Origin of the sequence: Butyricimonas paravirosa (genome assembly GCF_032878955.1) — a bacterium.
Taxonomy (GTDB): domain Bacteria; phylum Bacteroidota; class Bacteroidia; order Bacteroidales; family Marinifilaceae; genus Butyricimonas; species Butyricimonas paravirosa.
Genome location: NZ_CP043839.1, coordinates 760979 through 786912, shown reverse-complemented (window position 1 = coordinate 786912; position 25934 = coordinate 760979). Strand labels below are relative to the sequence as shown.

The following is a 25934-nucleotide window of genomic DNA, read 5'->3' as shown; positions in this document are numbered from 1 at the left end:
CAAGTTGTTTTGAGTGCCCGAATTTATTTCGGGTGCCTCAAAACACAACTTGCTATGTTCGCTTGAACATGAATTTGCCTGAAGTCAAATTGAGTTTTGACCTTCAGCCTCATTCTTCGGCTTCGGGATAGCTCCATCCGGTATCCATTCCGTTGTTGGTGGCAAAGTTACAGCGGTATATTTATCTGTAAAACAGTGGATTATATGTAACAAGATGTCATACGGTGACAAGGGTCGTCACCGTCTCCGGATGATGGTGATCATTCGGGAAAATCCCCTTTTATTTGCAGTGCGGACGGTTGCAACCGGCCTTCTGATAGCGGAATAATGGTCATGTTATCCGATGATTCCGGTAACGGTTGGGATGATGGAAGCAATATCGGACGGGACCGTTGACGGATTGTCATGACCAACAGACAGACCGCGGATGGAAGCGATGTCGGAAAGATGCGGTAACAGTAGCATCAAAGGTTATGACACTGGATGATACCGTTAATGGATGCGGATTCGGATGGTTGGAAAGAAACGTCTGCGGATTCACGGATTAGTGGATGACACCGGTATTTATTCAATAACAATTAAAAAGAAAGACTTATGAGTAAAGAAACTTTGTTCGTTGCGATTAGCAACCAGAAAGGAGGGGTCGGGAAATCGGCCCTGTCCGTAGTGCTTGCCAGTTACTTCCATTTCGAGAAGGGACTGAACGTGGCTATCGTTGACTGTGACTCTCCCCAACACAGTCTCGTACGTATGAGGGAGCGTGACAAAAAGGCTGTTTCCAACAGCGCCTATTACCGGCAACTGATCAAACAGCAGTGGAACCAAGTGCAGAAAAAGGCTTATCCCATTGTAGGCTCCACCGCTGAAAAGGCAAGGGAAGCGGCTGATGCGATTGCGGCAAGCGGGGATTATGACCTTATTTTCGTGGATCTTCCCGGAACGGTAGAATCCACCGGGGTATTCCGAACGATTGTCAATATGGACTACGTGCTTACTCCCACCGTTCCGGACCTGATTGTGATGCAGAGTACACTGTCCTTTGCCACGACCGTGCTTGACCATATCAAGAAGATGGAAAATACCCCGTTGCTCAAGGACATCTTCTTTTTCTGGAACAAGTTGAAAAAACGTACCAATGTGGAGATTCTCAAGTCATATTCGGAAGTCATGAGGGAGCTGCATCTGACAGTCCTCGACAGCACGCTTCCTGACCTGTGCCGTTATGAAAAGGAGATTACCCATGCCAAGCGTGCCTTTTTCCGTTGCACGCTGCTGCCGCCTCCGGCCAGACAACTGGAAGGCAGCGGGCTGGTGGAACTTGCGGAAGAGCTTATGGTCAAACTTAAACTCGGACAGTCATGAAAAAGAAAATCGTAGAGGTGGACGAAGATGTCCTGAAGGAAATCATTGTCGGCGACATACCTGTTTTCGGCAAGGACAGCCTCGCCCCGAAAGAAAAGCCCGTGGAACATCAGGAAGCGAAAAGCCCCGCCTCAACCGTACCGGCAGATACTCCAGCGGAAAAGCCCTCCGTGGAGAAGCCCAAAAGGAAAAAGGATGAATCCTGCGGATACCGGGAAAGGTTTCTGGTCAATATACCCGCGTCAAACCGTTCCCATGTGTATATCAACCGTGAAGTGGCCGAGTGCATCAAACGGGTACTGCCTGTCATCGCTCCGGAGATGAGCATATCCGGCTTTATCAGCAATATCCTTGTGGACCATCTGCAGAAACACTGGGACGAAATCAACGAATTGTATAACAAAGAGTATTATAAACCATTAAAACCATTTTGATTATGACACAGATTATTTTTCAGGCCATCGTTGCCTGTTGCTGCATTTACACTGCTTACAGATTGTCATTGTTTATTTTCCGTAGGCTGTTCAAGGGCAGGAAAAGAGGAAAGGATGTCCGCGACGTTTCTGGTGAAACGGCAGACATGACAAAAACTGACAACAGGGATGACGATACATCCGAGATTACGTTTGAGATACTGAAAGACATATCTGCTTCCAGGTCTCCGGAAAGCGGTTTCTATAAATCCATCTATCTGGTAAACTATCCTGTTGGAAATCGGATACAAGTCTATATCAACAAGGAAAATCACTCCCATATCAAGCGTTTTCTGGCAGTTACCGCTCCTGAGGTGCCCATTTCCGGTTTTGTAAACAGGATTATAGATGAACATTTGAAGAAGTACGAGCATGAGATGTCAAAGCTGTACACGGAATGTATCACCAAACCTTTATAATTATGACTGCGATAGTTTATTTTACCGTAAAGGCAGTATGTGCTGTCTATATATTGTGCCATTTGTGGACATTTATTTTCCACAGACATATGTACGGAATATGGGACCTCATTTTAAGGCTGATGCGGATTGCCCGTGTCAGAGTGTGGAGATACCGCAGACAACGCAAGGAAGAGGCGGAACGTCGTGCCCGCAGAAAGGCAAGGCGCAGAAAGCCGGAAACGGATAAGTCCAAAGGAAAAACCGAAACGGCTGTTCCGTCCTCTTCTTCGGATGACGATGATGTGATAGGCAAGACAAAGGTCATCTATCTGGAAGACCCGAAAGTTGCAAGGATGACTCCAACCCGTTCCGAGCCGATGGAGAAAATTCCATTGGAGGAAGACGAGGATATCGGTTCTGATGATGTGGAGCAGGAAAACAAAGGACTGACAGAAGAAGAGCGTGAGGAACTGATGGCTCCCGTAGATGCCGAACCCGACCCGGATTTCAACACGGCATTGACAATCGAGGAAATAAACAACGTAGCGGAAGTACTTACTTCCGGGATTGTTGACGAACAGAAAGCCCTGCGTGCCGCAAGAACCATCCATTACAAACTGAGTGAAACGGAGATACTGGCTTTCCTGACCGACAAGCTGAGCAATCTGGAGAAGGTGAACGGTTTGCTTGACAAGTATCTGGGAAACCGGAGGGGTGTATCAGGAAGAAAAGGCAGTAAGGAAGATGAGCCTTTCGATATAGACAAGTATGCGTGATCAGGAAGTTCAAACGTGGCCATCCTGAAACGGTCAGATGAAGGAGATTCTGGTTGAATCTGAAAGAGTGATACATACAGGATAACTTTAGTTTCATACCCCTGCTTTCCCTTTTTAATATTTAGGGGGAAGTGGGGGTATGCGATATGAGACGGTGGATATCCTATTTCCTATCCGGGTACAAAAGGTCGGGACTGACATTGATGAAACGTACGTAATCCTCCGTATGCGCGAAAGACTCGTCATTGATTCGTCCAGCCAGTTCATCGGGTGTCAGACATTCCACATCGTAGAATGTCTCGTCTTCAGGATCATCCAGACTTCTGGCGGGGGATTTCCTCCACATCTCAATGATTTTCTCATCAGAAACGTCTCTGCTGAAAAAACCGCAGTTCCATACAAAAGCGAGTAATCGTGTTTCTCTTTTCCCTGTATGGTCAGGGATTTTAATCTGTTCCTTTGATTTCATAAGTTCCTATCTTTTAATCTGTCCATTTTATATTCGGTTTATTTGGTTCATGATTGTTTTGCAATGCAGTTATGTCCGTTATCACTTCTCCAGTAAACAGATTGATGACTTCCCGTCCAGTTTCCACGGCCTTTTTCACGGTATGGTATGTACCTCCGTTGCACACGTTGTCCCAATATGCTATTACCATTGAAGCCCTGCTGACCATATAGGTGTCACGGCGCAGGTAACATCCCCTGTAATATTTTTCTGAAAGCATCACTACCCGGTCAGCCTTCTTAAGCAGTTCCCTGTAAAGCAGCTGGTCTTGCGGGTCAAACCATTCGGCTTGGGCTCTGAAAGGGATAGCAGCCGCCAGTGTCATATCCTCATATTGTTCTTTCAGTTGCAGGACAGCTTCAGCCGCTATCATGTCGAACCCTTCTGCCATGCCCGAATAAAATTCTCTGAAACCTTCTTCATAGAGGTTTTTTATCATAGTTATGACCTTTCCCCTGATTTGTCCGCTGAAGTTCCGGTAGTCCTTGTTTTCCTGCATCAGTCTTTGCTTCCGGTGTCCCGTGAATGCCGCTACCTTTTTTTCTTCCTGTTTCATGATGTTCTGTTTTTTGTTCTACATGTGTCCGGTATATGCCGGAGTTTGATTTCTTGCAGGCTTTTCTGTCCCGTGCCTGGATACTGCAAGGCTTGTCGGGAGAAAATACCGCAAGCGCAGCGAGGATGATTTTCTCCCGGGCAACCGGAACGGCCTGCCTTGCAGATTCCGTAAAGGCACGGGCTACCTTTGCCGGAAGAATCAAAGGACGTTTTCCCAGTGTTTTTCCTTTGCCGAAATCCCCCTGCCGATGTAACGTAATGACACCCGATGTCACGCATCGTCAGTGTTGTAAATCAATGGATTAAGCGTTATATATTCGTGGTCGAAATCATTTTTTTGTCTCACCAATTAAAAGTTTCGACACATGAAAAAAAGATTCTTTTTTGCAGCCATGATGCTGCTTGCAACGACAGGGGCTTTCGCCCAGGGTAATGGTATCGGCGGTATCACTGAAGCCACCAACATGGTCACTTCCTATTTCGATCCGGGAACCAAACTGATTTATGCCATCGGAGCCGTGGTCGGCCTTATCGGAGGCGTGAAGGTCTATTCCAAGTTTTCCTCGGGAGATCCCGACACCTCCAAGACGGCAGCCAGCTGGTTCGGTGCCTGCATCTTTTTAATCGTAGCCGCCACCATCTTACGTTCATTCTTCCTCTGATTATGGCGGAGTATCCTATCAACAAGGGAATCGGCCGCAGCCCTGAGTTCAAGGGGCTGAAAAGCCAGTACCTGTTCATCTTCGCCGGCGGACTGCTCGCCCTGTTCGTCCTGTTTGTCATCATGTACATGGCAGGCATCGACCAGTGGGTATGTATCGGCTTCGGTGTCATCTGCGCTTCGGTGCTTGTCTGGGTGACTTTCCGCCTGAACGCGAAATATGGTGAATGGGGACTGATGAAATTGCAGGCGCTGCGCCGCCATCCCCGCTACATCATCAGCCGGAAGGGTTTCCTCCGGTTGATTTGTCCAACCCCGAAAAAACGTAATGTATGAGAAATGTAATGAAAGCCGCCACACTGGAAAGCCGGTTTCCTCTGATGGCCGTCGAGCACGGGTGCATCATCAGCAAGGATGCCGACATCACCGTGGCCTACAGGGTGGAGCTGCCCGAAGTGTTTACGCTGACACGCGCCGAGTACGAGGCCCTCCATTCCACATGGGCGAAGGCTGTCCGGGTTCTGCCGAACTACAGCATTGTCCACAAGCAGGATATCTTCATCGAGGAGAGTTACAGACCTGACATCTGCCGGGATGACCTGAGTTTCCTCAGCCGAAGCTTTGAAAGGCATTTCAACGAACGGCCGTACCTGAACCATACCTGCTATCTGTTCCTGACTAAGACCACTAAGGAACACAGCCGCACGACAAGCAGTTTCAATGCCCTCACGCGCGGGTTTATCATCCCCAAGGAGATGCAGGACAAGGATACCGTTGCACGCTTCCTGGAATGCTGCGGGCAGTTCGAGCGTATCGTGAACGACAGCGGTCTGCTCCGCATGGTCAGGCTGACGGACGAAGAGATTACCGGTACGGAAACCTCCGCGGGCATTATCGAAAAGTATTTTTCGCTTTCGCAGGAAAATACGACCAGCCTGCAGGACATCACTCTCGGAGCCGGGGAAATGAAGGTCGGCGACAACCTGCTCTGCCTGCATACCCTCTCCGAAACGGAAGACCTGCCGTCATCCGTGGGTACGGACAGCCGTTATGAACGGCTGTCCACGGACCGCAGCGACTGCCGCCTGTCCTTTGCCGCACCGATAGGGATACTGCTCACGTGCAACCATATCGTGAACCAGTATCTCTTCATAGACGATTCGGCGGAAAACCTGAGGAAATTTGAGCAGACCGCCCGCAACATGCACTCGCTGTCCCGTTACAGCCGCTCCAACCAGATCAACCGTGAATGGATTGAGGAGTACCTGAACGAGGCGCACAGCAAGGGGCTCACTTCCATCCGTGCGCACTGCAACGTCTTTGCATGGAGTGACGACCGGGAGAAGCTGAAGCGTATCAAGAACGACGTGGGCAGTCAGATTGCCCTGATGGAGGCCAAGCCCCGTCAGAACACGGTCGATGTGCCGACACTCTTCTGGGCGGCCATTCCCGGCAATGCCGGTGATTTCCCGTCAGAGGAAAGCTTCTACACCTTCATCGAGCAGGCCCTGTGCCTGTTCATCGGGGAAACGTCCTACAAGGATTCACTCTCGCCGTTCGGCATCCGCATGGTGGACCGTCTGACCGGAAAGCCTGTCCATCTGGACATTTCCGACCTTCCGATGAAGAACGGTACGATTACCAACCGCAACAAGTTCATCCTCGGACCTTCGGGCAGCGGAAAGTCTTTTTTCACCAACCACATGGTGCGCCAGTATTATGAACAGGGAGCGCATGTGCTGCTGGTGGACACGGGAAATTCCTATCAGGGACTGTGCAGCCTTATCCATGCACGCACGCATGGCGAGGACGGCATCTATTTCACCTATGAGGAGAGCGATCCGATAGCCTTCAATCCTTTCTACGTGGAGGACGGTGTGTTTGACATCGAAAAGAAGGAGTCCATCAAGACGCTTATCCTTACCCTGTGGAAACGTGACGACGAGCCGCCGACACGTGCCGAGGAGGTGGCACTCTCCAACGCGGTCAATCTCTTTCTGGAGAAGATACGCACGGACAGTACCGTGGTTCCGTCCTTCAATACCTTCTATGAGTTCATCCGAGACGAATTTCAGGAAATCCTGAAGACCAAGCGTACACGGGAGAAGGATTTTGACGTGTGGGGATTCCTGAATGTGCTGGAACCTTATTACAAGGGTGGCGAGTATGACTTCCTGTTGAATTCCGACAGACAGCTTGATTTGCTTGGCAAACGCTTCATTGTCTTCGAGCTGGACAATATTCGTGACAACAAGGTGCTGCTTCCGATTGTCACCATCATCATCATGGAAACTTTCATCAGCAAGATGCGAAAGTTGAAAGGTATCCGAAAGATGATACTTATTGAGGAATGTTGGAAGGCATTGGCATCCGCCAATATGAGCAACTATATCCGCTACCTTTTCAAGACCGTCCGAAAGTTTTTCGGAGAGGCTGTTGTCGTTACCCAGGAGGTGGAAGACATCATTTCGTCACCCATCGTCAAGGGAACCATCATCAACAACAGCGACTGCAAGATTTTGTTGGACCAGAGGAAGTATGTCAACAAGTTCGATGAAATCCAGTCCCTGCTGGGCCTGACCGACAAGGAACGTGCTCAGATTCTCTCCATCAACATGGCCAACAGCCCGTCCCGCAAGTACAAGGAAGTGTGGATAGGTCTCGGCGGAACACAGTCGGCGGTCTATGCCACCGAGGTCTCGCCGGAAGAGTACTGCACCTACACGACCGAGGAGACGGAAAAGCTTGAAGTAATGCGGCTTACCCGGAAGCTGGGTGGCAATATCGAGCTGGCAATCAAGCAGCTGGCCGAGAGCAAGAGGAAAAAGTGAAATCATTTATCAACCCATTAAACTTCTGAATTTATGTATAGCGATCTGGAATCTAATGAAAGCAAACGCCGTGAGGTCGTGTCATCTCTCTACTGGTCCCTGATGCAGGGCTGGAATATTCCTCTTTCCATACAGGACTATTACGGGCTCACGGAGGATTACCGTCTGTTCCATCAGCTTGAAGGGATGGCTCCTGACGAATACCTGCGGAAGAGGCAGACGGGGGAAGTACCCGACATTCTGGAGGTGGATGCAAGACTGACACACGCGGTGGAGAAGATTTTTGAAAGTGTATGTCCCCGTCCTCCGGCTGAATACCTTGACAAGCTGAACGGGGAACTGGAGAGGCTGGGCAGTATTGCCGCCTCGCCGGGTTCCGTACATGACCCGATACATATCCGCCCGGATTTTCTCGTGAAATACGGCATTGACAGGAGCAGTCCGGAGGATGTGATACGGAAACAGGCGGAGAAGGCTTACCGGGAACTGGATGCCCGATTTGTCAGGATGACCGGCAGACGTCCTTATGCGGACGAGTTCTTCAGGAATATCAGGCCTGCCCGCACGGTCTCCTCGGAAACAACACTGCGGAGGAAACCGCACATCACCGTCCGTCCTAAGCCGAAAGGCCGCAAGATGGGACTCTGAACTAACGGAAAAGATTTATCAACCATTAAAGATTAACGACATGAAGAAAAGAATTCTGACAGCCTTATGCTGTATCTGCCTCCTTTCGGCAGGCAGGGCACACGCCCAATGGGTAGTGACCGATCCCGGGAATCTTGCCCAGGGCATCATCAATGCCGCCAAGAATATCGTCCACACGTCCTCGACGGCTGGCAACATGCTCAACAATTTTCAGGAGACGGTCAAGATTTACAAGCAGGGCAAGGAGTATTATGACGGCCTTAGGAAAGTGAAGAATCTGGTACGCGATGCCCGCAAGGTGCAGCAGACCATCCTGATGGTCGGCGACATCACGGAAATCTATGTGACCAGTTATGAGCGTATGCTCAGTGACCCTTATTTCACCCCTGAGGAACTGAGTGCTATCGCCCTCGGCTACACGAAGCTGCTGGAGGAGAGTGCCAATCTGCTGACGGACCTGAAGACGGTGGTCAACGAGAACGGCCTTTCGATGAACGACAAGGAACGTATGGACATCATCGACCGCTGTTATACCGACATGCTGCAATACCGCAGTCTGGTGCAGTACTATACCAACAAGAACATCGGCGTGTCGTACCTGCGTGCCAAGAAACAGAATGATCTTGACCGTGTGATGGCTCTGTACGGTTCACCCAACGAACGTTACTGGTAATTTCAAGGAGGATTGCTTATGGTATTGTTGGCTGTGAATTTTGACAATCTGCACCAGATCCTGCAAAGTCTGTACACGGACATGATGCCGCTCTGTTCGCAGATGACCGGCGTGGCCAAGGGCCTTGCCGGATTGGGAGCCCTCTTTTATGTGGCGTACCGTGTCTGGCAGTCGCTGGCCAGGGCCGAACCTATTGACGTGTTCCCTTTGCTGCGTCCGTTTGCTCTGGGTATCTGCATCATGTTTTTTCCGACCATCGTGCTGGGTACGCTCAACAGCATTTTGTCACCCGTCGTGACCGGAACGCACAGGATTCTGGAGACGCAGACCTTTGACATGAATGAGTATCGGCAGCAGAAGGACAAGCTGGAGATTGAGGCGATGCGGAGGAATCCCGAGACGGCCTACCTGGTGGACAAGGAGGCTTTTGACAACAAACTGGATGAACTGGGAGCTCTGGACGCTATCGAGGCTTGCGGTATGTATGTGGACCGTGCCATGTACAACATGAAGAAGTCCGTGCAGAATTTTTTCCGTGAGCTGCTGGAACTGATGTTCAATGCGGCCGCGCTTGTAGTGGACACGCTAAGGACATTCTTCCTGATTGTCCTTTCCATTCTCGGACCGATTTCCTTTGCCATTTCGTGCTGGGACGGCTTTCAGGCCTCGCTGAGCCAATGGTTTGTCCGCTATATCAGCATCTATCTGTGGCTGCCCGTCTCTGATCTTTTCAGCAGCGTGCTGGCACGCATACAGACCCTGATGCTTCAGAGGGACATCGAGCAGCTGTCCGACCCCAACTTCATTCCGGACAGTTCCAATGCCGTGTACATCACGTTCCTGATTATCGGCATCATCGGGTATTTCACGATTCCGACCGTGGCCAACTGGATTGTTCAGGCCGGTGGAGGTGCAGGAAATTACGGCAAGAACGTGAATCAGGCTGCTTCCAAGACAGGCTCCATTGTGGGCGGTGCCGCAGGTGCTACTGTAGGAAATGTGGCCGGAAGACTAATCAAGTAACAATCATAAAACGAATAAGAATGGAATTCAAATCATTGAAAAATATCGAGACCAGCTTCCGGCATCTGCGCCTGTTCGGAATAGTCTATCTGGGTGTCTGCACCCTGCTTGTGGGCTATTCCGTGTGGAAGGCATACAGTTTTGCCGAAGCCCAGCGCCAGAAGATCTATGTGCTGGATGAGGGGAAGTCGCTCATGCTCGCCCTCTCGCAGGACCTGGAGCAGAACCGTCCCGTAGAGGCAAGGGAACATGTCAGACGTTTCCATGAGCTGTTCTTCACGCTGGCCCCTGACAAGAGTGCCATCGAGGGGAACGTGCAGCGTGCCATGTTCCTGAGTGACCGTTCCGCCTATTCCCATTACGGGGATCTGGCCGAACAGGGTTATTACAATAGAATAATTTCGGGCAATGTCAGCCAGCGTATCGAGATAGACAGCGTGAAATGCGACTTCAACACCTATCCGTATGATGTCATGACATACGCACGCCTTTTCATCATCCGTGAGAAGAGCGTGACGGAACGCAGCCTTGTCACGCATGGCAGGTTGCGGAATTCCACCCGCAGTGACAACAATCCGCACGGGTTCATCCTGGAAGGGTTCCATGTACTGGAGAACAGGGATATCAGAATGTATGACAGATAAAACAATGTATGTATGAGAAAAATGTATGTAAAGTTCAAGGAATGTATCGGGGGCAGGCTGCGCGGCCTTTGTGACAGACTCACACCCCGTCAGAGGGCAATCGCCATCATCGTGATGGTTTCCCTTTTCGCGCTGGTGAATTTCTACATGATTTTCCGTGCGATTTATGACATCGGACGGGAGGATGCCCGGCAGGACATCATCAGGATAACCCCGCTTGAGGTTCCCGACTTTGTGCCTGCGGATACCCTCTCCGATATGAAAGTCCGTGAGATGGAAGAGTTTTTTAACCAGTTCAACAAGTAAGATTATGAGTACAGATGCAGAAAAATTGAAACAGAAGCAGAAAATCAGGAAATATCTGGTTTTCACAGGCATGTTCCTGCTGTTCCTCGGGTGCATGTGGTTAATTTTCGCCCCGTCCGAAAAAGACAGGCAGGAGGCGGAAAGGAAGACAGGCTTCAATGCCGAACTTCCCGATCCGAAAGGTACGGGTATAGAGGCGGACAAGATGGCTGCCTATGAGCAGGCGGACATGGTTCGCCGGCAGGAGGAGAAGAAGCGTACGCTGGCCGACTTCTCCGCCCTGACCGATGGACACAGACAGGATAATATCCCGGAAACAGAACCGGCGCAGGACATTGCAAGTGAAAATGAAAGCCGTGCGTACCATTCAGGAGGAAACGGCAGGACGGGAGCCTTCGCCTCTTCAGCCTCGGCCTACAACGACATCAACGCCACTCTCGGCAGTTTTTACGAGAGTCCTGAGGAAGACCCGGAAAAGGAAGCCCTGAAAGCAGAGGTGGAACAGCTCAGACAGGCTGCCGCAGCGCAGACGGCCGGACCGAGCTACGAGGAACAGGTGGCTCTGCTGGAGAAGTCCTATGAACTTGCCGCCAAATATATGCCTTCGGGCGGCAGCACGGGAACAGCGGACAGTCAGGAGACGGAAAGTCCCTCAAGGGAGAGGAAGGCGAAAGCCGTTCCCGTCGGGCTGGTGTCCTCTCCGGTCGTGTCGTCCCTTCCTCAGCCTCTTACCGATTCGGTACAGTTCGCGAGACTGCTTTCCGGTGCTGATATCGGCTTCCATACGGCTGTGGGCAGTGCCGGGACACAGATGGCGAGGAATACCATACGGGCCTGCGTGCATGGCGACCAGACCATTATCAGCGGACAAAGCGTGCGTCTCAGGCTGCTGGAGGCCATGCGTGTGGGAAGATATGTGCTTCCCCGCAATACCCTGCTGACCGGTGAGGGACGTATCCAGGGCGAGCGGCTTGGCATTGAAATCCTGCAGGTCGAATATGACGGCAATGTCATTCCCGTGGAACTGACCGTGCTGGACAGTGACGGACAGGACGGGATATTCATTCCCGGTTCGACGGAAGCGAATGCGGTAAGGGAAGTGGCCGCCAACATGGGACAGAATCTCGGCACGACCATCTCCATCACCAACCAGTCGGCAGGTGACCAGCTTCTCTCCGAGCTTGGACGAGGGGCCATACAAGGCGTGTCGCAGTACATCTCCAAAAAGATGCGCGAGGAGAAGGTACACCTCAAATCAGGCTACGGACTGATGCTTTATCAGAACAACAATCAATAACCCATTAAAACAGTAAAGACATGAAAAAGATTCTTTTGATGCTTGCCCTCGCAGGCGGCGTTGCAAGTGCACATGCACAGTCGGCTGATACCACGGCCGTAAATGATTTGACCCTGAAGGCGGATATCTATCCGCAGCAGGAGGACGGCGACCTCTATCACGGGCTGTCCAGAAAGCTCACCTTTGATCGGATGATTCCGCCTTACGGTCTGGAAGTGACGTATGACAAGACGACCCATATCATCTTTCCCTCGGCTGTCCGTTACGTGGATCTCGGTTCTCCGAATCTGATTGCGGGCAAGGCGGACGGTTCAGAGAATGTAATCAGGGTAAAGGCTACCAGAAAGAACTTCCGTGAGGAGACCAACATGTCGGTGATTACCGAAAGCGGAAGTTTCTACACCTTCAATGTGAAGTATGCCGATGAGCCTCTGCTGCTCAACATCGAGATGGCCGATTTTGTTCATGACGGCAGCGAGGTGAACCGCCCGAACAATGCCCTTGACATCTACCTGAAGGAACTCGGCAGCGAGTCGCCCAAGCTGGTACACCTTATATCCAAGGCCATCCACAAGGATAACAGACGTCATATCAAGCATATCGGGAGCAAGGCGTTCGGCATCCAGTACCTGCTGCGCGGACTCTATACCCATAACGGGCTGCTTTATTTCCATACCCAGGTGAAGAACACGTCGAACGTGCCTTATGAGGTGGATTTCGTGACGTTCAAGATCGTAGACAAGAAGGTACTCAAGCGCACGGCCATCCAAGAGCAGGTGATATTTCCACTGCGTGCCTACAACTATGCCACGGCTGTCGCCGGAAAGAAGGATGAGCGTACTGTCTTTGTCTTTGACAAGTTCACCATTCCCGCCGACAAGATGCTGGTGGTGGAGATGCACGAGAAGAGCGGAGGCCGTCACCAGACCTTCACCGTGGAGAGTGAGGACATCGTGAGAGCGAGGGTGATCAATGAACTTAAAGTGAAATGACCATGAAGAAGTATCTGTTCCTTTTTGCCGTATGCGTATCGCTTGCCCTGTCATCGGGGCAGGCATACGCCCAGCGTTACCTTCCCGGAATGAAGGGTGTGGAACTCAGGGGAGGCTTTGCCGGAAACCTGAAATCACCGGTTGACTGGTACACGGGCTTTGCCCTTTCGGGATATACGAAAAGGGCCAACCATTGGGTGGCTGGTGTGGAATACCTGCTGAAGAACTACGGTTATCGCGGGACTTCCGTCCCACGGGCCCAGTTTACTGCGGAGGGTGGCTACTACTTGAAGTTCCTGTCCGACCCGGCGAAGATATTCTTCCTTTCTGTTGGCGGTTCCGCCCTGGTGGGATATGAGACCTTGAACTGGGGAGAAAAGGTTCTGTATGACGGTTCCATGCTTTCCTACCGGGATGCCTTCGTCTATGGCGGAGCCCTGACGCTGGAGTTGGAAAGCTATGTGACGGACCGTATCGTGCTGCTTGCCCATGTGCGCGAACGAGTGCTATGGGGCAGTTCTCTGGGAAAGTTCACGACACAGTTCGGGCTTGGAGTCCGTTTCATCATCAATTAGACGCCTATGGATATAGAGATGATAAGAGGCATTCCCATTGAGGAATTCCTGTCCCGTCTGGGACAGGAGCCGGTCAGACGGCATGGCGACGAATGCTGGTATCTCTCCCCGTGCCGTGAGGAAAGGACACCTTCGTTCCATGTGAACACCCGTAAGGGCGTATGGCATGACTTCGGCACCGGGCATGGAGGCGACATCTTCACCCTTGCGGGGGAACTTTCAGGAAGCGACGGCTTCATGGCGCAGGCGAGGTTCATCGCCGGAGTATATGGAGGAACAGTCCCCGAATATGCCGGACAGAAAAGAGAAAAGGAAAGTGTCAGGACAGAAAAGCGCAAAGAGCCTTCCCGCTTCGAGGAGGTGGTTTGCGGTCCCTTGCGCTGTAATGCCCTGCTCGACTATCTGAAGGGACGCGGCATACCTGCGGAAATTGCCCGTGCAGAGTGCGAGGAAGTACGGTTCTGGCTGTACGGCAAGCGGTATTTCGCCGTCGGCTTCAGGAACATGGGCGGAGGCTATGAGCTGCGGACCAGGTTCATGAAATGGTGCCTGCCGCCCAAGGACATCTCCGTCATCCGCAACAGATCGCTTACCTGCAACCTTTTTGAGGGCTTTATCGACTTTCTTTCATGGAAGGTACTCGGCATCAGCCGCGGTGAGGATTATCTGGTCCTCAATTCGGTGACCCTGCTTGAACGTTCGTTCCCTTTTCTGGACAATTACGGGAGGATCCGGTGCTACCTGGACAATGACGATGCCGGAAAAAGGACACTGGCCGTCCTTCGGAAACGCTACGGTGACAGGATTGACGACTGTTCCGACCTGTATGCCGGATGCAAGGACCTGAACGAATATCTGGAAAGCAATTTTCCGCCTGAACAGTAATTTTTTATAAACCGTTAAAACAAGAAATGAATATGAAACCGATTATGAACAAGAAAGGGCTGTTTGCCCTTGTATGCGCCCTGATGGGCATGACCTTCAGTATATTGACCTCGTGCAGCGATGACCTTGACGTGCAGCAGTCCTATCCCTTTACTGTGGAGACGATGCCTGTACCCAAGCGTATCGTGAAAGGCGAGACCGTGGAAATACGCTGTGAACTGAAACGGGAAGGACGGTTCTCCGACGCCCGCTATACCATCCGCTATTTCCAGCCGGACGGCGAAGGCAAACTGCGCATGGATGACGGGATGGTGCTGCTGCCCAACGACCGTTATCCTCTGGACAGGGAGGTGTTCCGTCTTTATTACACCTCAGAGTGTGAAGACCAGCAGAGTATCGACATCTATTTTGAGGATAACAGCGAGCCGGCACAGCTTTTCCAACTGACCTTTGATTTCAACAACGAGACGGAGGACGAGGATACCGTGGTTACTTCCGGCGGCAAGGAACTGCCTGTCGTCATCGTATCACAATGAACCTGACCTGCCTATGGGAATAAAAGCAAATTTGTTTGCGGCGTTTTTCGCCATCATCTGCTTCGGGAGCATACCGTTGCGGGCGGAGAATCCGGTAAAGGAAAAACAGGACAGGTTCAGCCTTGCGGTTGAGTGCATTAAGCGGTTCGAGGGCTGGCATGGAGAAAAAAGACACTGGCCTTATGTCGGGTACGGGCATAAGGTCCTTCCCGGGGAAAGGCTGACCAATGACATTACAAAAGAACAGGGGGATTCAATCCTGAGAGCGGATTTACGCAAGCTGTGCCGTATGTTCAGTTATCTGGGACGTGATTCATTGATTGCCGCTGTTTTGAGCTATAATGTGGGGGCATACCGTCTGAAAGGTTACGGCAAGATGCCCAAAAGCAAATTGTTGAAGAAGCTGGAGGCCGGAGACCGGAATATCTATAAGGAGTATGTTTCTTTCCGGTGTTACAAAGGCAAGGTAGTGCCGAGCATTGAACGGAGAAGGAAGGTGGAATATATGCTGCTCTTCGAAGAGTAAAAAAACGAGGAAGAATCTTTCAGTCTTTTGACTGTCAGTTTCTTCCTCGTCTGTTGTTCTACTTTCCGGTTATCGTTTCCGCCATAGGGTTCTGCCGGTGCATTTCCCAGTTCATGATTGCCGATTTTTTGCTTGAATTTGCATAGCAGTATTCGCAGAGATGAGGGCAGGTATTGTATTCCCCAATATCCTTGGCTGCCATACATCCGCATGAGGCACGTTGTCCCGGATCCTTTTTGTGATTGCTGACGAAGTATTTGTTGCCAGGTAGAAGCACAGCACCGTAAGGAAGGTCATTCATGTCGAAAAAGGCTGGAGACGGCATTTCCTGTATGGTGACTCCCAATGCAGACATCAGTTCCTTGTCTTTCCATGCCAGACGTGCTATCAGGTCACCGTCGATGCAGCGGTTATGGGATATCCTGTATTTGCCAAAATCCAGATTTTCGCCGCAGGTAGCCAGCTCCAGATTCCATCCTCTGTTACGGTTCAGTACCGTCAGTTTTCCGGCAAGTTCCTCCATTTTTTCTTTATTCCATTCATGATACGGGATTCCGCTGTCTGTCATGTTGGCCTTGACCTTTCTGTACGAGTCTATGTCTGCAAAACTGAAAACCAGCTTTTCCGTACAATTGTGTATCTCCGTTCCTACACGTTCGATCTTTTCAATCAGAGTATCCACGGATATGTTGTCTGTGAGTATCAGCGGATCGAACCGCCATATTACGGCTTCTTTACCCAATATCTCAGAAAGGGTCCTGAATGTTTCAATACGTTCTGTCAGCGGAGGAACACCGGTTTCCAGTCCGTCTTCCTCATAATCATTCAAAGTGAACTGGATATAGCAACCGATACCTCTTTCTTTCAGGATCGGCAGATAAGGAAGAAGAGGTTTGGGATTTTTCGACCAGAACACTATGAATCTTGTATTCCGGTAAGAGATATAGCTCTTTTTTCCGTTGAACGGGTTGTTCCACACGGAATAGCCGGTTTCGAGCCGATGGAAGAACCAGTCCGCATAAAATGCCGGGATGTCCGTGCTGCGGCTTGCCGATATGATGTCGGGAGCCGGGACTTCCATCTTTCGGCCGTCTATGATGATATTTGCTTTTTTCCAAGTCATATTGTTAAAATTATATAGTAAAGACAGGCGTCGGTTATGAACGCCTGTCCGGGTTGTTGATATGTCATTGGTTTGCTTGCGGCAAAAATAATATGAATATTTCATTCTGTAGCCGTTCAGCTTACCAGAACCGCATCCTGTATTTCCACCTCTGCTGGAAGACGGGAAAGCAGGAGTTCCGCCATTGCCCCATTCTGTGGAATCAGTGCCGGGAAATCCGTTCTGCCCGGCTTATATATCTCAGTCGCTACGTTATACAAGTCCCAAGCGGTGATTTGTCCCTTTTCGCGGACCAGTTTCAGCACCTCTTCCGTGAAGATGGAAATCTGGCTCTGGTTCAGCGGGTAGGTTTCCACGGAGGATGACAGGTTCCTGTCCGAACTGTCATGGGAGACGCGCAATGCTGTCAGCAGCCCGATATACATATACACTTCCTCCAGGGAGACAATTCTGCGTTTCAGCCGCTGAATCCTTGCGATGTCCTCGTTCATGTTCACCTCGAAGTTTGCCAGCCAACCGTCCACCGTTTCGAATACCCCTTCCGTTGTCACCTTGTTTTTTCCGTAATTGCAGATGCTCCTTTCCGGTGATAGGATACACTGGTTATGGCATATCTTCACGCACGGGCCTATGGCCGCTTGTATGCCGTCCTGATGGTAGGCGACGACCAGCGTAGTCGTCAGCTCGTCCGTTTCCCAGTCCTTGATCCGGATGGTCGCGAAGATGCGTCGGAGGATGTGCGCTTCCACTGCTTTTTCACCAAGTGTCTGTTCCACCTGCGGGAGAATGCTTACTCCCGGCTGTGTCTTGTTCCTGTTCTGTGCCGCGAAGATTTCTTCCACCTCGTAATCGAGGTTGTACTTCTCGCAGATGTCCATCATACGCTGCAGGACCTGGTAGTGATAGATGCCCTGGACAGGCTTGCCGTAGATGTCATTTTCTTTGTAGGTACGCTGGAGAGTCTCGAAGTTCATTACTTCGATTCCGTTGTTCTGAAAATCAAACTGCTGTTGTTTTTCCAATACTGCCATTGCTTCCATAATCTTGAATTTTATAAAGTTAATACTATGATTGTCTATCTTTTTTCAGGTATGTATCTGCCATCCGTGGAACGGTTCAAGTGTCACGGCAAAAGACCGGTCCGGTATTCCGTGATAGAGCAGACCGCCTACGATGCCGATGCTTCCGTCGGGATAGCGTTGCGTGAAGCCGAACGAGTACGGTGCATGGTCATAATAGAGCGAGATTTCGCTTGGATGGTCTGGATTCTCCTCCCATTTTTTCAGTCTATCCAGACAGTTCTGGAGTGATGTGTCACCGATGGATTCGGCGTAACGCTTTACATTCTGGAAATGTTCTTCATTCAGGATTTTCATGAGTCATTGTATTTTATCTGTTAAACACGTCCGGCTTCGGGAGCCGGTATTTTTTATTTTTCGCCTGCCTGACTGTCCCGTGACCGTACCCGCAAGGTTTGGCGAAAGAAAATACCGCAGCCACCGGCGAGGATGATTTTCTTTCAGCCAACCCCATAGGGGCCTGACCTTGTCCGGGTACGTTGGACACGGGACTACCTTTGCTGGAGGAAAATAAAATATACAGGTTGTGTGTCGTTGTATTTTCTTGCAGCTATGTCGGTGAGAAACCCATTGATTTGTTCGTCTTTGACAAAGGAATGGTGTACTTTTGCAAATCCTAATTTGAAAAATCATGGAAGATTATATAAAGAAAGCTGCGGATGCTTTCCTTGTGGAGCGTCCGTATGGTATGCGTGTGGATTACAGTAAGCAGGGATACGTGCTGTTCAACCGTAACCTCAATGTGTTGGGCAATGGGGAACATGCCCGCCTGGAGGAACTGCCTCTGGAAGAGTTTGATGTGGACGAGATTCCCTTGGAAGGAGAAATCATAAAGGAACATGCGGGTTTTACCGATGTGTTTTTCTATTCGGATTGTACCAATCCCTATGCAGGGTATGTGCTGGATCTGAAGAAGCTCAAGGTCTATAACCAGTTTATATATCCCTTGGCGATGGTACTGAACAGAAAGCTGTAAAATTCAGATAATAGCGGTAACAGTTGCATAGGAGAGCTGTTACCGCTTTGGATCTTATTTTCTGATTTCATTTCCGGCAAGAAATGCAAGATAGTCTGCCACAGCCTTATGGCACCCGGTAAAGTCGGGAGTACGGCGGCCTTTGTATTTTCGGAAACTGACGGTTCCGTTCCTGTCGATTGCTGTCACATGCCTGTTGAATGTCCCTTTGGTTCTGATATGGATGTCAAAGCCGTCCCTTCCGGTAATTTCAAGAAACATTTCTGCCGTTATTTTCTCACCGTCCAGGAATTTCCGCTTGTTCTCGTCAAGCAACTGTTGCCATCGGGTTTCTTTCTCCTTTCTTTCCAGTTCTTCTTTTCTTTTCCGTTCCAGTCGCTTTTCTTCCTGCTTTTTTGCATATTCCTCACGGGCCTGTACCAAAGGGGTGGAGTCAAGACCGAGTGCATTGAATACATGGACAGACAAGAGGGGAATGATTTTTCCATCCTCTACATCCTTCAGGGTGTTTTCAATCCAGTTCTTGCAATAGGTCGCCGCTTCTTCCCGGTGCCCCTCCTTGTCAAGTATTCTGCGTGAATACTGTCCACAGGAAAAATGGACATCACCTATCTTGCAGATTATATGGAAACTGTCTTCACTTTCGTTTCCGTATTCGTTTTTTCTTGCCAGCGAGATGAATACATTCTCCGCATACGGCTCAAGTTCCATGTATGGGGCAACGATGGTGTTGCCGTCAAACTTGTATTTCAATACTTTTGCTTTCATGTTTCTATTCTGTTTTTCTGTCGGTAGATATTTCATCTATTATCTCATTCTCTTTTCTCTCACCTTTGAGGAAGGCAAGCAGCCGCCCGAAAAAGAACGGGGCTTGGTCTGTCCCCAGCTGTGAGCTTTCCCCGTTCCGGGTGGCGCATATTGCAAACCGTCCCAGTCCGAGACTGTCCTGTGGAGGTAGGATATGGAATGACAGGTTTCCCGTACCGTTGATATGAAGCCCGCCACGGTAGGTGTAGAATGTCTTTGCGGTTCTTCTGTCCGTATCAATGTCCACCCGGCTGTAGCCTGTTTTTTCCAGGTGCTCAATTATTTCCCGGACGGATATTTCCATGTCTGTACAACAGTTCGTCCAGTCCATGTTTGCCAGCACCGCCTCATAACGGTCATAAACCGTGTTGAACTGCTTCTGATATTCTTCAAGAAAATTTCCTTCGTCATCGCACATATCTTCAAGCGCAATGCCGCTTCTTTTCACGAGGGCGATATCCGCCAGTCCGCATACCGTTTCGATAAGCAGCGACCGTTCCATATCCCCGTTTTTCCCTATCCCGAATATTTTCATCCGGCAATACCGGAACATGGCAACCCGTGTCGACATGTCAAGGTCTTTCCATACATTGATATTTTCCTGTACATATAGCTTTTTTCTGATTTCTTCCGGCAACGAGTACCACCATTTGTTCAAATTTTCCGTATCCATAAATTTTGATTTAAGTTGTTTTAAAATTCCGCCTTGATTGCCATGTGCGGTATGCAGTGGCATATTCCTGCCTTTCCCGTTCCAGATTGCTTTCCGTTTCCGGGGTATATCCGAGCAGGCGTATGTATCCGCCGTTGCAGCCTGTCAGTTCGCAGCGCATTCCGGCTGCCTCCAGTTTCCCGATGCGTTTCTGTGCCGTCTTCGCACTCGAATATTCCTTGGGCCAGAAATAATGTTCGCCCTGTGAGCCGTAAAAGTCCTCTCCAAGTATCATTTCCCCGATATGTCTTCGGTTCTCGATGAAGCCGAACCGGGCCTTGCCCAGTGCCTGACGTATAGCCTTGTGTGCCGCTCCTTCGGGATGTCTGAAAGCTTCAGGATTGTCTTTTCCCGTAATTTTCGGCAGTTCCATCCGGTACGGCTGTCTGTAGCTGCCGATTCCGAGCGTGAGATAGAAGTTGGTGTGGAAATAGTCGGTCATGGGGTCGCTTTCATCGAAATTGTATGACATCACAAAATCCCTGACGTTTGTCATCACGTCCTTGGCCCGGTCGGTCAGACTGTCTGATGTCTGGATGTTGTAGTGGTTGATGTCTCCCTGTATTTTTCCTGACTCTTTGGTGAAAGCCTCGAAGTCTGCTTTCATCAGCCGGATAAGGATTGAATTGTATCCGTCCCTGCGGACCGAGAAGGTATATCTCGGGTAGGTTTCCTTGAGCCATGCCCTGACCAGTTCCGTGATCTCCGGTGCGGACTGTCCGGTATAGTTGTGTCCTTTCCAGCGGTATTCATTGTACACATATTCGGTGTATTCCTTTGCGGTGGCACCCTGAAAGTCGTGTTCGTAGCCTGTTGGAGCTGTGGAAACGCAGGGCTTGTCTTTCCAGACCTCGAACAATTTTCCGAATTCGGTGTTCACCTGCTGCATGAGGGCAGTGTCACCACCCTTGTCCGGGTGGTGAAGCATTGCCAGACGGCGGTATTCCTTTTTCAGGTCCGCCAGAGAGTGTATGTTTTGAAAATAAGTCATGTCTGTATCCGTTAAAGTCCCGCGAGACGGTTGATGAAATATATCTGCCAGTCCAGGTCAAGCCCGAGGTTGCTGCACGCGATTTCGAAGTCTTCGCTTCTCAGGTCGTTGTCCTCCTGAAGTTCCTGCAGGTTTCTTATCTCGTCGTCCAGGTATTCCTGTGCCTCTTCCTTGCCGCAACTGCATGAGTTGCAGATCAGGTCAATGATATTCCGTGCCATATCTGTTGTCTTTAATTGTTTGTCAGGTATATGTTCCTCTTCTCGTCATAGTTTTTGCCGTTCCACCATTCGTCGGCGGCCTCGGAGAATGTTTGCCCGGAATTGGCTGAAGGGAAATCGGATGTCTTGAATCCGGTCAGGTATTCAAGGTTATCGGTATTGTTGGATTTCCACCATTCCTGCATCTTTTCCAGAAAGGATTGCTTGGAGCAGGTCTCCACATTGTCCTCGCACTGGGAACACCAGATGTCATCGTCCACGTCACTGTGGTATTCGTTCGTGTTTACATCCACCCATGCCTGAATCTCAATCTCTGTTGAACCGCAGTCACTGCACACTTTGATTTTGGAATCGTCCGGGTGTTTGCGCCTGGCCTTGCCGTCATACAGGCTGACGGCCCGTTCCACCAGTTTTTCCCTGTAGCGGTCCGTCAGTTCCGCATAGAACCGTTCGGAGGCTCCGAATACACCCTTGTCCGTCATCAGACTCCATTTTTCCCAAAAATGTGGGTACATTTCCTTGAAGACTGTCTTGCACTCTTCCTCGCACCAGGTATTCCACATGTAGTAGAAGTAGCTGGACACTGCATTTTCCGCTTGATATTTCATACTGTTGTTTCTATTTGAGGTTATACATTTTTGCAAAATGGCTGTTCACTTCAGGAATCCTTTTCTTGTAATAGGGTTGGTTGTCCCTGCACCAGTCCGCCAGTTCCTGTTTGTTTCTGAAAGGTTCCCTCCAGCTTTGCCCGCTCATGATCATTTCCACCTGCGGGGCCAGCTCCCTGATGAACGCTCCGACAGTCCATCCCTCCCGGACGTGTCTGTCCATATTGACTTTTGTTGCCATATTGTCTTTCGTTTTAAGAGTTCCCGTTTGTATTTTCAAGTTGAAGCCTGACTGCTTCGTACATTTGATTGAGCCAATCAATGTTGCTGGCTCCAAGTTCGAAAGGACTCTGACAGAAAACCTCTTCCATACTGTCCTTTATTGTTGCCAACACGGTAATGAACTTGTCAGTAACCTCAATTCCTGTAACATAACACTCGTATGGGTCTCCATTATCGTCAAACCAGATAATCCATACGGGGTCTTCTTCGTTGTCGGTAAACGTGATTTCTTTCAGTCCCTGCGCATCAAGCAGCTCCCTGATGGCTTCGATTATGTCCTTTCTCAGTTCTTCAATCCTGTCGCTGAAACACATGGACGTGTATCTGACCTTGCCTTTGCCACCCCGTTCCCTGAAAGAAAGGATCTGCATGTCGGGGTGACAGCCGAATCTCCAGTCTGTCACCTCGTCATCATCGCAGGTAGTGTGGATGTTTCCGCCCAATACCAGACCGCAGTCTTCCGTTACAATTCTTTCCGCCTCGTCGCGGTCTTCCGCCACGACCTTGTAGGTACCCTCGAAGGTGTACCTTACTCTTACATCGTACTTTGCCATAATTCCTATGATTTGGTTAATGATTTCTGTTGTTGATTCTTATTCTTGGTTCTCGAACGATTCCGGTGACAACCGGTACAGTTCAGCCAGGTTCAGTTTGGCCATCGGGTATTCTACCCATCCGCTTTTGCGTCTGTATCCCGTATCTTCGGCAAGGCTGTTCCTTATGAGGAATTCCATCGCTTCCGGATTGTTGTTTATGTCAATGAATGCCTGGTCGGGAATCCCGAATGCCGGAGAGTCTTCCAGATTGACGGTAAGTACCGTGTATAGTTCCCCGTTGTCCGGTGATTCCAGACTCAGAACCGGCCATCCGTTCGGGTAGAAGCCGGTGACAAGCCTGAATTCCTTTCCATGGTACCGGAATGTCCTTTCAGACCGGTTTTTCCCGGATTCCTGAATTTTGAAGTCGTCTTCTCCTTCAGTGAATGTCCTCACCGGGCAGGACACATCGTAATGGCAGCCGTCTTCGTGTCCGCACAGGTATTCTTTTCCCTTGAATAGGATGATTGCATATTTCTTTTCCATGATTTGATATCTTTAATTGACCATACTTGATTTATGAAGCGACAAGACCTATCTTTTCTCCGAAGAAGGAATCGCATACCCCGTACACATGCTTGATGGAGCATTCATATTTTGAGTTCTCGCTGTCAAGACGGAAGCGGAATCCGTGATAGTCCCTGACTTCCAGTTTCAGTCTGACATCTTTCAGGAGTTCCATTTCCAGGAGGCTTCCACCGCCGTACATGGAGCTGAAGATGCCGCAGCAGTTGCCTTTGGGAATAATGACTTCCCCAAGCGAGAATCCGGCATCATAAAGTTCCTGCAGGCTTACCTTGCCGATATAGGTCAGCAGGTTGGCACCGCAGCAGGAGTTGATAAGTTCATGGTAGAACTGTTCATAGGATACCTGTTCCTTGCCGTCCCTGTATTTTTTGTCGGGGAACCGGCCATATACCGTGTAGCCTTTCTCCACCAGCATTTTCTTCACTTTGGCTGGATTGAGGTTCAGCGCGTCTATCATATCCCCGAAATAGGATTCCTTGTACCGGTATCCTTCCTGCGATTCCAGCCAGTTGGAATTGATGCAGTCGTAGTTTGACAGCATCTCGACACGCACGGGGATGTCATCCGTGTTTTTGAGAAGTTCTTTCAGCGTGTCAGAGTCGTTTCTGTCATAGATTTCTTCCCTGATTTCGTCTTCGTGTTCTTGAAAGAACTTGTCCACTTCCTCTTCCCCGAAATCATGGAAACGGATACATTCATCCTTCAGCTTTGAGACGATTTCACGGACAGCTTCCCATTCGGCGTCACCGTACCATTCGTCCACTTTCTCCCACAGACTTTCACAGCTCCTTTCTTCCAGACACTTCTGGATGGTGTCACGGCAGTTGTCGAGATTGTCGTTGTAGTCCACCCATACCAGCGTGTAGGACTTGTCCATGAGCGATTTCACGAGTTCCATTGTCAGTCTTTCCTGTTCTTCCATTTCTGTTACCTGTGTACGGCAGGATTCTGTTTCCCGTACATGTCGTTTATAAATGAGAAGAGCGACCTTTCGGCCGCTCCCTTGTCATTCGTACTCTTCCTTGAGCCTTTCATATTTCTCTGTTTCCATTTCCGTCTCGCCGTCGAAGTGGAAATGTGCCATATGACCGTATCCGGTTTTAGGCTCACCGCCGCATTTGTGCAGTGCGGTGTCTATTTCCCAGTCGGTATCACCGATGCCGAGGGATATGTATGTCCCTCTGAGCATACACCCGGCCAGCCTCAGTGCGGCATCCTTCCTTTTTTCCCGGCGGAGCCTGTCAAATGCCGCGAGCGCGATTTCCCGGTTGGGTATTTTTATCGTAGTTTCCATATCGTTTCATTTTCAGTTTGCCGTTTCCTTGTCTTTCCCGCTGTCTTTTGCTGCCAGGACACCGAAAGGCAGATCGAGTATCCTGTGGTTAAAACATAGCGTTGAATTGTAGTCCGTGCGTTGCCAGAGGGTAAAATGGTCTCCGGCGAACGACCATCTGAAATAGCCTGACAGTGAGCCGAACTGCGGATTGACATTCCTGCTTATGAGGAAGCGGTTCACATCCACGATGTGTCCCGCCGTCAGTAGTATGTTCAGTATTTCCACGAATGCCAGCTGCGAGTATGGGTCGATAGGCATTACAGGTCCTTTGAAGTTGATTTCCATATCTTTTGTCTTTTAGTCATAATTGTCATCAAATATTTCGTAACGGAATGTAAGCATGTCGCAGTAGTAGCTTGATACGCCCGTGTATATCAGGGCATCTTCTCCCGTGTCCGCGTCTTCTTCCGTTTCCGTGACGGTATCCCCGTACAGGTCATGGTAGTGTGATACCATCATGTGCGGGTCATCCGTGGTGATGTCATATCCGTAACTTCTGCTCCAGCTTATGAAAAACTCCGTTTCTTCCTCTTCGAGCCTTTCAAGGGCATCCCTGATCTCGAAGAAGTTGGGACAGAGCCATTCACGGCTGATCAGTGTGTCCGGAATGTTTTCCCATTTCGGATACCGGTATTCCGGTTCCTTTTCCCCGGGAAACAGGTCGGAACAGGCACTCAGGAACTCGCCCATGTCGCTGTAGTCGGACAGGTGCAGCCAGTAGTCCCTGTAATCCTTTATGTCAATGAGATGCTGTGTGGTCACGGCAATCTCTGCATTGTTCAGATCCATATTACTTGTCTTTTATGTATGTGGATGCCGGGGATTCCATTCCACCGACCTCGACAAGGTGCCGTGTCCCGGCTGTGCAGGGTTTTTCGGGAAAATACCGCAGCTCCGCGAGGATGATTTTCCTGAAAACCGCCTGCGGCCTGACCTTGCTCAGCCGATGGGGACGCGGCTTACCTTTGTCGGTGGGAATGGAACTCCCGGTCTTCTTCAT

General features: G+C 50.0%; 39 protein-coding genes. 20 read left to right on the top strand and 19 right to left on the bottom strand.

Features of this window, described 5'->3' with window-relative positions:
* Nucleotides 1-336: 336 nt before the first annotated feature.
* Nucleotides 337-468: a hypothetical protein gene (locus F1644_RS03460; RefSeq protein WP_262640236.1), complete on the bottom strand. Its 132-nt coding sequence runs from the start codon at nt 466-468 to the stop codon at nt 337-339.
* Nucleotides 469-594: 126 nt separating this feature from the next.
* On the opposite strand from F1644_RS03460, the gene F1644_RS03455 reads away from it, so the two are divergent.
* The 4 genes from F1644_RS03455 to F1644_RS03440 all read left to right on the top strand — a co-directional run bounded on the left by F1644_RS03455 (nt 595) and on the right by F1644_RS03440 (nt 3012).
* Complete coding sequence (locus F1644_RS03455; RefSeq protein ID WP_071149229.1) at nt 595-1362, top strand: ParA family protein; 768 nt, start codon at nt 595-597, stop codon at nt 1360-1362.
* A complete protein-coding gene (locus tag F1644_RS03450) occupies nt 1359-1796 on the top strand; it encodes a DUF3408 domain-containing protein (protein WP_071149228.1) in 438 nt (145 codons plus the stop codon). The genes F1644_RS03455 and F1644_RS03450 overlap by 4 nt, the downstream gene beginning before the upstream one ends.
* A gap of 2 nt (nt 1797-1798) precedes the next feature.
* Nucleotides 1799-2254, top strand: a complete 456-nt coding sequence (locus F1644_RS03445; protein ID WP_071149227.1) for a DUF3408 domain-containing protein — start codon at nt 1799-1801, stop codon at nt 2252-2254.
* An 89-nt stretch (nt 2255-2343) separates the two neighbouring features.
* Nucleotides 2344-3012: a DUF4122 family protein gene (locus F1644_RS03440; protein WP_235817066.1), complete on the top strand. Its 669-nt coding sequence runs from the start codon at nt 2344-2346 to the stop codon at nt 3010-3012.
* Between the two features lie 163 nt (nt 3013-3175).
* Here the strand turns inward: F1644_RS03440 and F1644_RS03435 are convergent, their stop codons facing one another.
* Both F1644_RS03435 and F1644_RS03430 read right to left on the bottom strand, forming a co-directional pair.
* Nucleotides 3176-3481 (bottom strand): hypothetical protein, encoded by a 306-nt coding sequence (locus F1644_RS03435; protein WP_071149226.1) that lies wholly within the window; start codon nt 3479-3481, stop codon nt 3176-3178.
* 13 nt (nt 3482-3494) lie between these two features.
* Nucleotides 3495-4076 (bottom strand): SLOG family protein, encoded by a 582-nt coding sequence (locus F1644_RS03430; RefSeq protein WP_071149225.1) that lies wholly within the window; start codon nt 4074-4076, stop codon nt 3495-3497.
* Nucleotides 4077-4111: 35 nt separating this feature from the next.
* Between F1644_RS03430 and F1644_RS03425 the strand changes: the two genes are divergently transcribed.
* From F1644_RS03425 to F1644_RS03355, 15 genes are read left to right on the top strand one after another with little or no spacing between them, the layout of a single operon-like run.
* Nucleotides 4112-4384 (top strand): hypothetical protein, encoded by a 273-nt coding sequence (locus tag F1644_RS03425; protein ID WP_189021512.1) that lies wholly within the window; start codon nt 4112-4114, stop codon nt 4382-4384.
* A 59-nt stretch (nt 4385-4443) separates the two neighbouring features.
* Nucleotides 4444-4740: a DUF4134 domain-containing protein gene (locus F1644_RS03420; protein WP_005801791.1), complete on the top strand. Its 297-nt coding sequence runs from the start codon at nt 4444-4446 to the stop codon at nt 4738-4740.
* Nucleotides 4741-4742: 2 nt separating this feature from the next.
* On the top strand, nt 4743-5075 hold the full coding sequence (locus tag F1644_RS03415; RefSeq protein ID WP_005801790.1) for a DUF4133 domain-containing protein: 333 nt from the start codon (nt 4743-4745) through the stop codon (nt 5073-5075).
* Nucleotides 5072-7570: a TraG family conjugative transposon ATPase gene (locus tag F1644_RS03410; RefSeq protein WP_032944426.1), complete on the top strand. Its 2499-nt coding sequence runs from the start codon at nt 5072-5074 to the stop codon at nt 7568-7570. Before F1644_RS03415 ends, F1644_RS03410 begins: the two co-directional genes overlap by 4 nt.
* Nucleotides 7571-7603: 33 nt before the next feature.
* The gene (locus tag F1644_RS03405; RefSeq protein ID WP_032944423.1) at nt 7604-8218 is read left to right on the top strand and encodes a hypothetical protein; all 615 of its coding nucleotides are present in this window, start codon (nt 7604-7606) and stop codon (nt 8216-8218) included.
* 40 nt (nt 8219-8258) lie between these two features.
* Nucleotides 8259-8891, top strand: coding sequence for a DUF4141 domain-containing protein (locus tag F1644_RS03400; RefSeq protein ID WP_055172651.1), 633 nt, complete (start codon nt 8259-8261; stop codon nt 8889-8891).
* Nucleotides 8892-8909: 18 nt separating this feature from the next.
* Nucleotides 8910-9914 carry a conjugative transposon protein TraJ gene (gene traJ, locus F1644_RS03395; RefSeq protein WP_032944415.1) on the top strand — a complete coding sequence of 335 codons (1005 nt, stop codon included), beginning with the start codon at nt 8910-8912 and terminating at the stop codon, nt 9912-9914.
* Between the two features lie 20 nt (nt 9915-9934).
* The gene (gene traK / locus F1644_RS03390) at nt 9935-10558 is read left to right on the top strand and encodes a conjugative transposon protein TraK (RefSeq protein ID WP_029426967.1); all 624 of its coding nucleotides are present in this window, start codon (nt 9935-9937) and stop codon (nt 10556-10558) included.
* 12 nt (nt 10559-10570) lie between these two features.
* Nucleotides 10571-10864, top strand: a complete 294-nt coding sequence (locus F1644_RS03385) for a TraL conjugative transposon family protein (protein ID WP_071149221.1) — start codon at nt 10571-10573, stop codon at nt 10862-10864.
* Nucleotides 10865-10868: 4 nt separating this feature from the next.
* Nucleotides 10869-12161 (top strand): conjugative transposon protein TraM, encoded by a 1293-nt coding sequence (traM, locus tag F1644_RS03380; RefSeq protein ID WP_168044571.1) that lies wholly within the window; start codon nt 10869-10871, stop codon nt 12159-12161.
* Between the two features lie 20 nt (nt 12162-12181).
* The gene (traN, locus tag F1644_RS03375) at nt 12182-13153 is read left to right on the top strand and encodes a conjugative transposon protein TraN (RefSeq protein WP_032944397.1); all 972 of its coding nucleotides are present in this window, start codon (nt 12182-12184) and stop codon (nt 13151-13153) included.
* Nucleotides 13154-13155: 2 nt separating this feature from the next.
* Nucleotides 13156-13728, top strand: coding sequence for a conjugal transfer protein TraO (locus tag F1644_RS03370; protein ID WP_168044570.1), 573 nt, complete (start codon nt 13156-13158; stop codon nt 13726-13728).
* A gap of 6 nt (nt 13729-13734) precedes the next feature.
* Nucleotides 13735-14613, top strand: coding sequence for a toprim domain-containing protein (locus F1644_RS03365; RefSeq protein ID WP_168044569.1), 879 nt, complete (start codon nt 13735-13737; stop codon nt 14611-14613).
* A 32-nt stretch (nt 14614-14645) separates the two neighbouring features.
* Nucleotides 14646-15149, top strand: coding sequence for a DUF3872 domain-containing protein (locus F1644_RS03360; RefSeq protein ID WP_005801773.1), 504 nt, complete (start codon nt 14646-14648; stop codon nt 15147-15149).
* A gap of 13 nt (nt 15150-15162) precedes the next feature.
* On the top strand, nt 15163-15675 hold the full coding sequence (locus F1644_RS03355) for a glycoside hydrolase family protein (RefSeq protein ID WP_071149218.1): 513 nt from the start codon (nt 15163-15165) through the stop codon (nt 15673-15675).
* Nucleotides 15676-15733: 58 nt separating this feature from the next.
* Here the strand turns inward: F1644_RS03355 and F1644_RS03350 are convergent, their stop codons facing one another.
* The 3 genes from F1644_RS03350 to F1644_RS03340 all read right to left on the bottom strand — a co-directional run bounded on the left by F1644_RS03350 (nt 15734) and on the right by F1644_RS03340 (nt 18174).
* Nucleotides 15734-16798, bottom strand: coding sequence for a DUF1848 domain-containing protein (locus F1644_RS03350; RefSeq protein ID WP_168044576.1), 1065 nt, complete (start codon nt 16796-16798; stop codon nt 15734-15736).
* A 116-nt stretch (nt 16799-16914) separates the two neighbouring features.
* Nucleotides 16915-17838 carry a DUF932 domain-containing protein gene (locus F1644_RS03345; RefSeq protein ID WP_071149216.1) on the bottom strand — a complete coding sequence of 308 codons (924 nt, stop codon included), beginning with the start codon at nt 17836-17838 and terminating at the stop codon, nt 16915-16917.
* Between the two features lie 45 nt (nt 17839-17883).
* A complete protein-coding gene (locus tag F1644_RS03340; protein ID WP_071149215.1) occupies nt 17884-18174 on the bottom strand; it encodes a DUF4120 family protein in 291 nt (96 codons plus the stop codon).
* A 334-nt stretch (nt 18175-18508) separates the two neighbouring features.
* Here F1644_RS03340 and F1644_RS03335 point away from each other — a divergent pair, with 334 nt between their 5' ends.
* On the top strand, nt 18509-18853 hold the full coding sequence (locus F1644_RS03335) for a hypothetical protein (protein ID WP_168044568.1): 345 nt from the start codon (nt 18509-18511) through the stop codon (nt 18851-18853).
* 54 nt (nt 18854-18907) lie between these two features.
* Here F1644_RS03335 and F1644_RS03330 read toward each other — a convergent pair whose 3' ends face one another.
* The 13 genes from F1644_RS03330 to F1644_RS03270 form a co-directional block, all read right to left on the bottom strand.
* Nucleotides 18908-19621 (bottom strand): hypothetical protein, encoded by a 714-nt coding sequence (locus F1644_RS03330; protein ID WP_072544857.1) that lies wholly within the window; start codon nt 19619-19621, stop codon nt 18908-18910.
* A gap of 4 nt (nt 19622-19625) precedes the next feature.
* Complete coding sequence (locus tag F1644_RS03325; protein ID WP_071149212.1) at nt 19626-20333, bottom strand: hypothetical protein; 708 nt, start codon at nt 20331-20333, stop codon at nt 19626-19628.
* A 10-nt stretch (nt 20334-20343) separates the two neighbouring features.
* On the bottom strand, nt 20344-21363 hold the full coding sequence (locus F1644_RS03320; RefSeq protein ID WP_071149211.1) for an LPD29 domain-containing protein: 1020 nt from the start codon (nt 21361-21363) through the stop codon (nt 20344-20346).
* An 11-nt stretch (nt 21364-21374) separates the two neighbouring features.
* Nucleotides 21375-21584 carry a hypothetical protein gene (locus F1644_RS03315; RefSeq protein ID WP_071149210.1) on the bottom strand — a complete coding sequence of 70 codons (210 nt, stop codon included), beginning with the start codon at nt 21582-21584 and terminating at the stop codon, nt 21375-21377.
* 11 nt (nt 21585-21595) lie between these two features.
* Nucleotides 21596-22192, bottom strand: a complete 597-nt coding sequence (locus F1644_RS03310; RefSeq protein WP_071149209.1) for a hypothetical protein — start codon at nt 22190-22192, stop codon at nt 21596-21598.
* Nucleotides 22193-22202: 10 nt separating this feature from the next.
* The gene (locus F1644_RS03305) at nt 22203-22433 is read right to left on the bottom strand and encodes a hypothetical protein (protein WP_071149208.1); all 231 of its coding nucleotides are present in this window, start codon (nt 22431-22433) and stop codon (nt 22203-22205) included.
* Nucleotides 22434-22446: 13 nt separating this feature from the next.
* The gene (locus tag F1644_RS03300; RefSeq protein WP_057254238.1) at nt 22447-23028 is read right to left on the bottom strand and encodes a hypothetical protein; all 582 of its coding nucleotides are present in this window, start codon (nt 23026-23028) and stop codon (nt 22447-22449) included.
* Nucleotides 23029-23067: 39 nt separating this feature from the next.
* Complete coding sequence (locus F1644_RS03295; protein ID WP_025279125.1) at nt 23068-23556, bottom strand: DUF4313 domain-containing protein; 489 nt, start codon at nt 23554-23556, stop codon at nt 23068-23070.
* Between the two features lie 31 nt (nt 23557-23587).
* Nucleotides 23588-24520 carry a hypothetical protein gene (locus tag F1644_RS03290; protein ID WP_057254240.1) on the bottom strand — a complete coding sequence of 311 codons (933 nt, stop codon included), beginning with the start codon at nt 24518-24520 and terminating at the stop codon, nt 23588-23590.
* A gap of 84 nt (nt 24521-24604) precedes the next feature.
* Entirely contained in the window at nt 24605-24892 is a 288-nt protein-coding gene (locus F1644_RS03285; protein ID WP_022460396.1) for a hypothetical protein, read from the bottom strand.
* Nucleotides 24893-24904: 12 nt separating this feature from the next.
* Nucleotides 24905-25219 carry a hypothetical protein gene (locus F1644_RS03280; RefSeq protein WP_005801751.1) on the bottom strand — a complete coding sequence of 105 codons (315 nt, stop codon included), beginning with the start codon at nt 25217-25219 and terminating at the stop codon, nt 24905-24907.
* 12 nt (nt 25220-25231) lie between these two features.
* A complete protein-coding gene (locus tag F1644_RS03275) occupies nt 25232-25723 on the bottom strand; it encodes a hypothetical protein (RefSeq protein ID WP_057254243.1) in 492 nt (163 codons plus the stop codon).
* Between the two features lies 1 nt (nt 25724).
* Entirely contained in the window at nt 25725-25934 is a 210-nt protein-coding gene (locus F1644_RS03270; protein ID WP_225226238.1) for a hypothetical protein, read from the bottom strand.

Bases quoted from the DNA above. Each gene is read 5' to 3' on its own strand.
- F1644_RS03355 (WP_071149218.1), top strand. From the start codon at position 15,163: ATGGGAATAAAAGCAAATTTGTTTGCGGCGTTTTTCGCCATCATCTGC.
- F1644_RS03285 (WP_022460396.1), bottom strand. From the start codon at position 24,892: ATGGAAACTACGATAAAAATACCCAACCGGGAAATCGCGCTCGCGGCA.
- F1644_RS03435 (WP_071149226.1), bottom strand. From the start codon at position 3,481: ATGAAATCAAAGGAACAGATTAAAATCCCTGACCATACAGGGAAAAGA.
- F1644_RS03445 (WP_071149227.1), top strand. From the start codon at position 1,799: ATGACACAGATTATTTTTCAGGCCATCGTTGCCTGTTGCTGCATTTAC.
- F1644_RS03340 (WP_071149215.1), bottom strand. From the start codon at position 18,174: ATGAAAATCCTGAATGAAGAACATTTCCAGAATGTAAAGCGTTACGCC.
- F1644_RS03310 (WP_071149209.1), bottom strand. From the start codon at position 22,192: ATGAAATATCAAGCGGAAAATGCAGTGTCCAGCTACTTCTACTACATG.
- F1644_RS03410 (WP_032944426.1), top strand. From the start codon at position 5,072: ATGAGAAATGTAATGAAAGCCGCCACACTGGAAAGCCGGTTTCCTCTG.
- F1644_RS03440 (WP_235817066.1), top strand. From the start codon at position 2,344: ATGTACGGAATATGGGACCTCATTTTAAGGCTGATGCGGATTGCCCGT.
- F1644_RS03385 (WP_071149221.1), top strand. From the start codon at position 10,571: ATGAGAAAAATGTATGTAAAGTTCAAGGAATGTATCGGGGGCAGGCTG.
- traJ (WP_032944415.1), top strand. From the start codon at position 8,910: ATGGTATTGTTGGCTGTGAATTTTGACAATCTGCACCAGATCCTGCAA.
- F1644_RS03370 (WP_168044570.1), top strand. From the start codon at position 13,156: ATGAAGAAGTATCTGTTCCTTTTTGCCGTATGCGTATCGCTTGCCCTG.
- F1644_RS03430 (WP_071149225.1), bottom strand. From the start codon at position 4,076: ATGAAACAGGAAGAAAAAAAGGTAGCGGCATTCACGGGACACCGGAAG.
- F1644_RS03325 (WP_071149212.1), bottom strand. From the start codon at position 20,333: ATGGATACGGAAAATTTGAACAAATGGTGGTACTCGTTGCCGGAAGAA.
- F1644_RS03320 (WP_071149211.1), bottom strand. From the start codon at position 21,363: ATGACTTATTTTCAAAACATACACTCTCTGGCGGACCTGAAAAAGGAA.
- traK (WP_029426967.1), top strand. From the start codon at position 9,935: ATGGAATTCAAATCATTGAAAAATATCGAGACCAGCTTCCGGCATCTG.
- F1644_RS03275 (WP_057254243.1), bottom strand. From the start codon at position 25,723: ATGGATCTGAACAATGCAGAGATTGCCGTGACCACACAGCATCTCATT.
- F1644_RS03350 (WP_168044576.1), bottom strand. From the start codon at position 16,798: ATGACTTGGAAAAAAGCAAATATCATCATAGACGGCCGAAAGATGGAA.
- F1644_RS03365 (WP_168044569.1), top strand. From the start codon at position 13,735: ATGGATATAGAGATGATAAGAGGCATTCCCATTGAGGAATTCCTGTCC.
- F1644_RS03330 (WP_072544857.1), bottom strand. From the start codon at position 19,621: ATGAAAGCAAAAGTATTGAAATACAAGTTTGACGGCAACACCATCGTT.
- F1644_RS03405 (WP_032944423.1), top strand. From the start codon at position 7,604: ATGTATAGCGATCTGGAATCTAATGAAAGCAAACGCCGTGAGGTCGTG.
- F1644_RS03305 (WP_071149208.1), bottom strand. From the start codon at position 22,433: ATGGCAACAAAAGTCAATATGGACAGACACGTCCGGGAGGGATGGACT.
- F1644_RS03300 (WP_057254238.1), bottom strand. From the start codon at position 23,028: ATGGCAAAGTACGATGTAAGAGTAAGGTACACCTTCGAGGGTACCTAC.
- traN (WP_032944397.1), top strand. From the start codon at position 12,182: ATGAAAAAGATTCTTTTGATGCTTGCCCTCGCAGGCGGCGTTGCAAGT.
- F1644_RS03315 (WP_071149210.1), bottom strand. From the start codon at position 21,584: ATGGCACGGAATATCATTGACCTGATCTGCAACTCATGCAGTTGCGGC.
- F1644_RS03455 (WP_071149229.1), top strand. From the start codon at position 595: ATGAGTAAAGAAACTTTGTTCGTTGCGATTAGCAACCAGAAAGGAGGG.
- F1644_RS03400 (WP_055172651.1), top strand. From the start codon at position 8,259: ATGAAGAAAAGAATTCTGACAGCCTTATGCTGTATCTGCCTCCTTTCG.
- F1644_RS03415 (WP_005801790.1), top strand. From the start codon at position 4,743: ATGGCGGAGTATCCTATCAACAAGGGAATCGGCCGCAGCCCTGAGTTC.
- F1644_RS03345 (WP_071149216.1), bottom strand. From the start codon at position 17,838: ATGGAAGCAATGGCAGTATTGGAAAAACAACAGCAGTTTGATTTTCAG.
- F1644_RS03450 (WP_071149228.1), top strand. From the start codon at position 1,359: ATGAAAAAGAAAATCGTAGAGGTGGACGAAGATGTCCTGAAGGAAATC.
- F1644_RS03425 (WP_189021512.1), top strand. From the start codon at position 4,112: ATGCCGGAGTTTGATTTCTTGCAGGCTTTTCTGTCCCGTGCCTGGATA.
- F1644_RS03290 (WP_057254240.1), bottom strand. From the start codon at position 24,520: ATGGAAGAACAGGAAAGACTGACAATGGAACTCGTGAAATCGCTCATG.
- F1644_RS03360 (WP_005801773.1), top strand. From the start codon at position 14,646: ATGAAACCGATTATGAACAAGAAAGGGCTGTTTGCCCTTGTATGCGCC.
- F1644_RS03420 (WP_005801791.1), top strand. From the start codon at position 4,444: ATGAAAAAAAGATTCTTTTTTGCAGCCATGATGCTGCTTGCAACGACA.
- F1644_RS03335 (WP_168044568.1), top strand. From the start codon at position 18,509: ATGGAAGATTATATAAAGAAAGCTGCGGATGCTTTCCTTGTGGAGCGT.
- traM (WP_168044571.1), top strand. From the start codon at position 10,869: ATGAGTACAGATGCAGAAAAATTGAAACAGAAGCAGAAAATCAGGAAA.
- F1644_RS03270 (WP_225226238.1), bottom strand. From the start codon at position 25,934: ATGAAGAAGACCGGGAGTTCCATTCCCACCGACAAAGGTAAGCCGCGT.
- F1644_RS03295 (WP_025279125.1), bottom strand. From the start codon at position 23,556: ATGGAAAAGAAATATGCAATCATCCTATTCAAGGGAAAAGAATACCTG.
- F1644_RS03280 (WP_005801751.1), bottom strand. From the start codon at position 25,219: ATGGAAATCAACTTCAAAGGACCTGTAATGCCTATCGACCCATACTCG.